The organism is Peribacillus sp. NPDC056705 (genome assembly GCF_043656335.1).
On sequence record NZ_JBHTYI010000258.1, the window covers coordinates 1 to 1109 of the forward strand.

General features: G+C 49.5%; 1 pseudogene. It reads right to left on the reverse strand.

From position 1 onward, the window contains the following. A pseudogene (locus tag ACFRAK_RS29465) lies at positions 1 to 895 on the reverse strand (hypothetical protein); the annotation flags it as partial. Between the last annotated feature and the right edge of the window lie 214 nt (positions 896 to 1109).

The following is a 1109-nucleotide window of genomic DNA, read 5'->3' on the forward strand; positions in this document are numbered from 1 at the left end:
TATTCGCGATTTTTGCACCGGTTACGGCACCATCACGTAACTTTGAGGTTGTAACGGCCAAATCGGCCAGTTTGGAGTTGTGGACCGCCTCGTTCGTTAAGTGCCGAGTCTCCACTGCGCTGGATGCCAGTTTCCCGCCATGTACTGCCTGGTCCTCTAATAGTTCAGACGTAACGATAAGGTGCTGCAGATGTCGTGCGGTGATGGCACCATCCGCAATCTTATTCCCTTCAACGGTATGATCGGCGAGCTTCTGGGATGTGATGCTTCCATCCTTGATTTTGCTTGCGTTCACAGCCCCGTCCCGAAGTTTACGCGTCGATAAAGTTCCGTCCGACAGGTGATCACCAGTAACCGTTAGCGGAGCAATCTTGTCGGATGTGACGGCTTCGTTGGCGAGATGAAGACTTGTGACGCTGTAGTCCTGAAGCGCCTCAGATCCAACGGCACCGCGCCCTATTTTCGATTCCGTAATGGCCCTGGAAGCGATGCGATTCTCGGTAACGGCATACTCACCGATATCCTCTGTGTATATGAAGGCACCCTTGAGATTAGGCATTTCTTTCTCGACGATGAAATCCAACTGCTCGGTCTCCAGTTCAGGAAGAGTATTCGACTCAGTAGATACCGAGTACGTCTCATATTCCGTTGATTCCTGAGCCTCTGGAGTTTCAATGTTGGAGAGGTTATATTCAGGTTCTAGTTCCTCGATTTGATTTGACTCTTCCTCTAAGTCGACAAACGCTGCTGCTGAGAGAATATTGGCATCTTTGCCCTTCGTGGGATTACTTTCATTACTGCTATCATGCTGTAACAGCTCTAGTTCCCTCATATTGGGATCTATTCTGTATTGTTGGGTAAAGATGGATGATGGCTTTTTTTTCTTTTTCTTCAAAACTGCACGCTCCTTCCGAAGACGAATTATCTCCGGTATCATATGCAGCGGATTAGGCGGCTGCCACTATACTGTTGGCAAATTGGCAGAATCCAGTGGTGGTGGGACGGTGCGATCTGCTGAAACAGCAAAGGACCCGGCCAGAGGCCGAGTCCCGAATGGGCGCGAAATGCGCATATAAAATTTAACCCCTGATACCGCCATATGGCCGTAC